The 6,262-nt window shown below is 63.9% G+C and carries 8 protein-coding genes and 3 pseudogenes; 2 read left to right on the top strand and 9 right to left on the bottom strand.

Features of this window, described 5'->3' with window-relative positions; translation table 11 throughout:
- Window positions 1-104: 104 nt before the first annotated feature.
- The 8 genes and pseudogenes from Mlute_RS13615 to Mlute_RS13585 all read right to left on the bottom strand — a co-directional run.
- Window positions 105-302 carry a hypothetical protein gene (locus tag Mlute_RS13615; RefSeq protein WP_119361133.1) on the bottom strand — a complete coding sequence of 66 codons (198 nt, stop codon included), beginning with the start codon at window positions 300-302 and terminating at the stop codon, window positions 105-107.
- A gap of 11 nt (window positions 303-313) precedes the next feature.
- Window positions 314-1,438: an AAA family ATPase gene (locus tag Mlute_RS13610; protein WP_147371106.1), complete on the bottom strand. Its 1,125-nt coding sequence runs from the start codon at window positions 1,436-1,438 to the stop codon at window positions 314-316.
- On the bottom strand, window positions 1,435-1,755 hold the full coding sequence (locus Mlute_RS13605) for a hypothetical protein (RefSeq protein WP_245958988.1): 321 nt from the start codon (window positions 1,753-1,755) through the stop codon (window positions 1,435-1,437). Before Mlute_RS13605 ends, Mlute_RS13610 begins: the two co-directional genes overlap by 4 nt.
- 10 nt (window positions 1,756-1,765) lie before the next feature.
- Window positions 1,766-2,227: a YbjN domain-containing protein gene (locus Mlute_RS13600; protein ID WP_119361131.1), complete on the bottom strand. Its 462-nt coding sequence runs from the start codon at window positions 2,225-2,227 to the stop codon at window positions 1,766-1,768.
- A 95-nt stretch (window positions 2,228-2,322) separates the two neighbouring features.
- Window positions 2,323-2,754 (bottom strand): YbjN domain-containing protein, encoded by a 432-nt coding sequence (locus Mlute_RS13595; RefSeq protein ID WP_119361130.1) that lies wholly within the window; start codon window positions 2,752-2,754, stop codon window positions 2,323-2,325.
- 16 nt (window positions 2,755-2,770) lie between these two features.
- Entirely contained in the window at window positions 2,771-3,025 is a 255-nt protein-coding gene (locus Mlute_RS16250) for a hypothetical protein (RefSeq protein WP_245958989.1), read from the bottom strand.
- A complete protein-coding gene (locus Mlute_RS16245; protein WP_245958987.1) occupies window positions 2,929-3,576 on the bottom strand; it encodes a TROVE domain-containing protein in 648 nt (215 codons plus the stop codon). Before Mlute_RS16245 ends, Mlute_RS16250 begins: the two co-directional genes overlap by 97 nt.
- Window positions 3,577-4,318: 742 nt before the next feature.
- A pseudogene (locus Mlute_RS13585) lies at window positions 4,319-4,411 on the bottom strand (IS5/IS1182 family transposase); the annotation flags it as partial.
- A 57-nt stretch (window positions 4,412-4,468) separates the two neighbouring features.
- Here Mlute_RS13585 and Mlute_RS13580 point away from each other — a divergent pair.
- Window positions 4,469-4,684 (top strand): transposase, encoded by a 216-nt coding sequence (locus Mlute_RS13580; protein ID WP_119361129.1) that lies wholly within the window; start codon window positions 4,469-4,471, stop codon window positions 4,682-4,684.
- 305 nt (window positions 4,685-4,989) lie between these two features.
- Window positions 4,990-5,082: pseudogene (locus Mlute_RS16650) on the top strand (hypothetical protein); the annotation flags it as partial.
- A 14-nt stretch (window positions 5,083-5,096) separates the two neighbouring features.
- Here Mlute_RS16650 and Mlute_RS16645 read toward each other — a convergent pair.
- Window positions 5,097-6,262 (bottom strand): annotated as a pseudogene (locus Mlute_RS16645) (hypothetical protein); the annotation flags it as partial.

Below are 6,262 nucleotides of genomic sequence, written 5' to 3'. Positions count from 1 at the left end.
ACACAAACGCCTGGCTGCCGAGGAGTTCCTCACCCAGCTTGCGGCTGATCCAACTAGGGTCAAGCGGCTTTGCTTTTGGCCTTGGATTCAAGAGGCTTTATGTGTCACCTCGTCGTAGAGTTGGTATAAACCCGTAGTCGGTCATCCACCGCCATGGTGGCCACCGCCTCCGTTTCCACCAACCGCACCTGGAATAGAACCGACGCAAGGTAGGGAAAGCGCTGGGCCAAGACAACCCGCGCCGCCCGGAGTCGCTCAAAGGAACCCCCGGTAGCGTCCACGCGAAACGTGCCCTTGCCCATCTGACCCCCACTTAAGACCTGGCACCCTCCATGCGCTCAACCAGTTGGAGAAGGTCCCGAAAGGCCCGAACCTCCTCCCTTGGGAGCATCAAACCCATGCGTTTACTGTCGTCAGCTTCCCTGTAGCCCCTTACTAAAGCCTCGGCGGCGCGGGCCGCCAGGTCCGCCCGGCCCTCCTCCGCCGCCCGCTTGAGCACCTTCCAGGCCCGGTTCCAGTTCTCCGGGGTCAGGTGGTCCAGGACATAAGCGCCCAGCCCCATCAGGGCCACATAGGCGGCATCCTCCCGCCGGGGAAGCCGCCCCGGGTCCGCCAAAAGCTCCTCCGGCGTCGGCAGGTCCAGGTTCCGCACAAAGGTGAGGAAGCCGTGCCCCTCCTCCCCCACCGCCCCTATCGCCCCCAAAGCCTGGGTTTCTTCCCCAAAACCCAGGGCCCGGGCCGCCCCAACAAACCGCGCCAGGAGTTCCCAGGACCTAGGCGAAGGCCAAGGACCATGTAGGCGATTAGGGTTGGGGTTGTGCAGGACAGAAGGATTCCGCTCCACATAGGCCGCCACCAGGGCTCTCGCCTCCCGGATATGGACCTCCACCACCTCCCGGGGTGGCAAGGAGGGCAATTCCCGGTAGAAGCGCTCAAAGCCCCACCGCATCCCCTCCGCCCATTCCGTAGGGAGCACCTTCCAACGGTAGTGGATCACCCGGTTAGCCACCGGCGGCGGCAGAACCAGGCCGGCCACAGAGAGCTCCTCCGGGTTTCCCGCCGCCAGCACGTCCCCCTGAAAGGGGATGTCCCCGATGTAGCGCTCCGCCAGGATCCGCAAGAGGACGGGGAAGATCTCCTCGTTGGCGTTCATCTCGTCCAGAAAGAGAATTCCCCGTTCCCCCGCCTCCACTAAAGCCTGCACCCAGGGGAAAGGGTAGAGCTTTACCCGGTCCTCCCCCGCGTGGTAGCGGGGCCAACCCCCAAAGTCCGTCCGGTCCCGGGTAGCCCCGACCACCGTGACCAAGGGCCGGACCAACCACTGGGCCACCGCCTCCACCGCCGCCGTTTTACCCCCGCCTGGGGCCCCCTCTATGTACAGGGGAACGCGGGCCACCAGGGCTGTCAGGATCACCTCTAGGTTCTGGCGATAACTCATCCCGTCCTCCCACACCCCAAAGAACACACCCCGGGGCCTTCCAGCAGGTTATTCCTCTGGACCGAACTCGTACTCGCCGCTGTAGGGGTTATAGCGAATCCCCAGTCTTCCGGAACCTGCTCGTATCTCCCCTTATAGGGGTTCCACTTGTCCACTAGGCGGTTTCCCTTCTTGCTGTAGCGCAGGGTAAAGGGGAAGAAGCTCGCCTCATCCTGACGACCCATCTCGTAGCCGCCCTCGTACTCGTTCTGCACCGGATCCTGGTCTTCCTCGGCGTACTCGTAACGACCGGTAAAAGGGTTGTACTTGATCGGCATCGTCCACCCCCTACATAGACCCAGACAGTCGGCGAAGGATAGCCCGCAACGTATCTTCCTCCCCATTCCCTCCGAGCCAAAGAAGGAACTGGCTCACCCCCGCCAATACCGTTGCCACCACATCCTTCAAAAGTTCCTTGTGAACGCCCTTTTCCAGGTCCAGGTGGAAGTCCAAAAAGAAGTGGCCATCCTTGACGAAAGCGCGGGGCCAGCGCCTCGTCGCGTTCCACTCGTTGGCCTTCCCCAGGGCTTCCCCCGACGAAAGGGGCGGGGCGTTTTGCACCATGGCCTGGATGGTGAGGATCTCGTCCCCACTCCCTTGGACACTCACCATCACCATGGCCATGGAGTTCGCCGCGTCCTCCTTACAGAGGAGCACAAAGTCCCCATCCGCGTCGGTTAGGAAGCGTAGCCCCAACTCCCGCAAGACTTCTCCCACTCTCTGGCGGCTCAAGGGTCCAATCCCATCCATATTTCCCTCCTCGTGGAGTGTCACCCTAGCACCGCTTCGCCCCTCTTCTGCTCACCTCTCGCCCATCCCAGCCCACCGCCTTTTCCCACCCCCGCTCAGGCCACCGGGGGCATTTCGCGCGTCCTTTCAACCGCCCAGCCGAGGAATTTCCCAACCCCCGCCAGCACAGGTAGGAGGAGCGAGCCCAGGAGCTCCGCATCCACCTCGCCGGGAAGGAAAACCTGAAAGTCGAGGACAACACCTCCCTCCTGCACCCACGCCCTAGGCCACCGTTTCGCCGCATTCCAGGCGTTGGCCAGGCTGGGAGAAAACTCCCCCAACCCCTCCACCCGAGCCTGGAGGACGAGAATGGCTTCCTCTGATTGCCAGCCCACCCCCACCAAGGCCAGCGCTTCCCCGCCGGATTCCTTAAATAGCAACACCGTGTTTCCCTCGGGATCAAGAAAGGGATGGAAGCCGGGCACGTGGCGCAAGAGATCGTAGACCAACCTCTGCTTGGGCGTCAGGCTCTGTTCCTGCCAGACCATACTCCACCTCCCGCCTCTAAGCCTCCTCCTCTCCCGCGTCAGGTGCTGTCGTCCCCAGGTCTCCCAACCGATCCGCCATCCACGATCCCGGCTCCTTGGCCTCGAGGAGTAGTAGGAGCTCAAGCAGGCGGTCGCTGAACCCAGCTAGGCGATACACCCCCGTCTCGGGGAAGGCTAGGCGACCGTAGCCTGCCAGGTTAACCACATAAGCCTTGCGGCCTTCCGCCTTCCGAAGCCAGCGGAGCAAGGGTGTGGCAGCGTCGTCGGCCACCTAGATCCGCCAAACCCGGGTAGGACCTCCCGTAAGGCTCTTCCCAAAAAGGTACCCCCCCTGGCCCCTGATGTAAGGAGGGTCTTCACCAAAGCGAGCAATGGGGCACTGGGAGGAAGGTCCACCGGATGGAGCTCGTTGTCAAATCCCACCAACCCACCGCCCGTGTGACGGTAAAGCAGGGCCCCCAGGCTTGCGGCCACCAGGGCGTAGGTGGCCTCGCCCCGCCCCGATAAGGGCGAGAACATGGAACCCGAAACGTCCACTAAAATCAAACTGTCCCCCTGCAAGGGCACGGGCGGGAGGTTGGCCTCGAGGGCCTCAACCAGGGCATGCAACACCCCCTCCGGCCATCCCTCTTGCTCACCCCGGAAGAGGTTGGCCAAGTTTCGCACCAAAGCCATGGACCCCATGTGGGGGATGGCCTCCCTCCAAACCTCGGGGGAGCTTCCCTTCGCTAAAAGGATCTGCTCCCAAGTGGGCCGCTCCTCCTTGAGGCGAGCTACGAAGGCCTGGGCCTCGGGGAGGGCCTTTTTCCCCGCACGAGCCACTCATACACCATGGCGTGGGCCATGTCCCTGGGAGAGGTTCCGCCACGGCCTTTTTCCCAGCCCTGAGCCTTCGTGTAAGCAAGGGTCTCCAGGTGCTCATCTCCCCTTAGCCACACCCGCGCGGCCGTCCTAAGGCCCACCTCCCCAGGATCCCACCAAAACAGGTGGGCAAGGAGCGCCGCAGGACCCGAGCAAAGACCCAAAACTTGGTGGGCATACGTGGCAAGAATGAAAACAAACTCGGGGTCCTCCTGCGTCACCCGTGCCGCAAGTTCGGCAAAGCGTCTCTCCCTTGCTTCCTTGTCCTCATAGAACAGGCCACCAGAAAAGAGACTGCCTGCTACGAGGAGTAAAAGTTCCTTTTTGGGATTAGGGGCAAAACCCGGCCCCCCCTGATGGGTAAAAAGGCCGTCCGTCCTCTGAACAGGGTTGAAGGACACGCGCGCGCCTCCTTCCGTGCCAAGCACGGTATGAGCTCTTCGATACGCTCTACACTTATCACGAGAATTGTTGGTTAGATTTTGCCGGGGAAATTAACCTTAAACTCAACCTACGGCCTGCCAACCCAACCCTTTTGTTTGGAAAAGCCCGGGGATGTTCGCGCTCCGTGTAAAAACCTAACCCTCAAGATAGGGTAGTCCGCAGCGCCCCGAGCTCTGCGAAGGAACGGAAGCGCATCGCCTCCGGGCAATGGTTGAGTGTAAAGGAGTCCAGGCAATCTGTCAACCTGCAAGGGGCTTGCCTAGTAAATCGCCTTGTACCCCGGCGGAGGGGGGAGGAGGGAAAAGAGCACCCTGAGGCCATAGGCCAAAAGCTCCAAGAACGCCCGGGATATGACCCCCTTAACCTAGACGATACTTTTGACGTATCCCGACGGGATCAGGAGGTTCATATGAAGAGGCCCAAGGCGGTAGCCCCCCAGGTCAAGTTCCAGGCCGCCCTGGAGGCGGTCAAAGGGGAAAGGAGCCCGGTGGAGCTGGCCCGCGCTTACGCGGTGCACCCCAATACCCTCGTGAAGTGGAAGGCTGGGCTCATGGAGCGGGGGCCCTCGGTCTTCTCCAACCAGACCCAGGAGAAGGAACTGGAAAAGTGGATATCGCCCTCCTAAAAAACTCCCTCGGGCAGGGGAGGTGAAGAAGATGCCTCTGGGCGAGCGCATGAACCTGGCCCGTCAGGCGCTGGCCCAGGGCCTGGTCCTCAACACAAGCCCCACCCCCTGCTGGAGGTCGTCCTTCTGGCCAAAGAGAAGGCGGATCTGCGAGCGAGTTTGCTGCGGGAGGGGGAACCGGAGGCCTTGACCCTCGCAGCCGCACGGTCCTGGCCTGGGGGATCGGCCCCTCCCCCACGGCGGGGCTGGCCTTGGGGGTATGGCAGCGGGTTTCCTATAGCCTTACGAGGGCGAAGGGCAATCCTGTGGTGGAGCGTTTCTTTGGGCGGTTCAAGGGGGAGGGCAGCGAGCTGTTTTTGGAGGCGCGGAGCCTGGAGGAGCTGAAGGGGGTGATCGCGGAGCGGCTGGGGTACTACCACCAGAAGCGATTGCACTCGGGGCTGGGGTACCGGACGCCTCGGGAGGCTCTGGAGGAAGCCTTGGGGAGGGGGGTGGGAGGCATCACACGGGAGACGGGGTAGGAGTGTATAAGGTAAGGGGTTCGGATCAGGAGGCCCCACTCGCCGTGGAAGAAGGAGAGGGGCAGGGCGGGGAACCGACCCCGCTTCGCGAGGGTGACCAGGTCCAGGATAGGTGAGGACCACCTCCCCCCCCTCCGCCACGCTCCCCAGAAGGGCAGCGAAGACCAAGGCTTCCCGGGCCGCCTCCTCCTCCGGCGCCTCCAAGGGTAGGCCCAGCTCCCGGAGCCTATGGCGCTCGGGGAAGCCCAGGAGGGGTCCTCGGCCACGGGGGCAGGGGTGAGGCCTTCAGCCATGCCCAGGACGAAGAGGTAGCGGTAGCTCCCGCCGTAGCGGGCCAAGGGGGTGTGGAGCTCGAGGCCCCGGTACCCCGGCTGGGCGGGCACGGTGAGGTGGAAGAGGAGTTCGGTTAGCCCCGAGAAGAAGCCATCCCCTTCTTCCTCCGCCAGCTCGGGAAGCGCCCTGAGCACCGCCTCCAAGGCGGCCCGCTCCCGGGGCCAACCGCGGAGGCGCGCCTTCAAGGGCTTCAGGAAATCCCTGAGTCCCTGGACCAACTCCTGCCCCTTCGTCAGGCGGGCCAGGCCGCCAAGCCCCTCGGGAAGCCCGAGGCGTTCCCAAGCCTCCCGCCCGTGGGGCCGGAGGGCGCGGGCCCGCCGCGGGTCCAAGCCGGCCTTTTCGGGGAAGAGGGGGTGGAAGAGAAGGCGCAGGGTAGCCTCGTAGGGGAAGGCGGGGAGGGCTTGGGACAGGAGCGCGAGGAGGCTTCCCACCCGCGTTTCGCCCACAGGGACGCGGTAGAGGAGGCGGAGGGGAATCCCCTGCTCCAGGGCCACCGCCGCCGCCAAGGGGCCGTAGAGGCGGTCGTCCCGAACCACCAAGGCGATCTGCGTTGCCGGAACCCCCTGGACCAGAAGGGCCCTGACCTGGGCCAGGACGTGGCGCACCTCGCGCTCCACATCGGGGAAGCGGAGGGCCTGGACCCCCGGGGGCGCCTCTCCCTTCCCCTCCAAGAGGGCCCTCGCCAAGCCGGGCAAGGGCACCTCCACCACCTCGAGGCCCACCC

Source organism: Meiothermus luteus, from assembly GCF_003574085.1.
GTDB classification, from domain to species: domain Bacteria; phylum Deinococcota; class Deinococci; order Deinococcales; family Thermaceae; genus Meiothermus; species Meiothermus luteus.
This window is presented reverse-complemented; position numbering and strand designations above follow the sequence as displayed.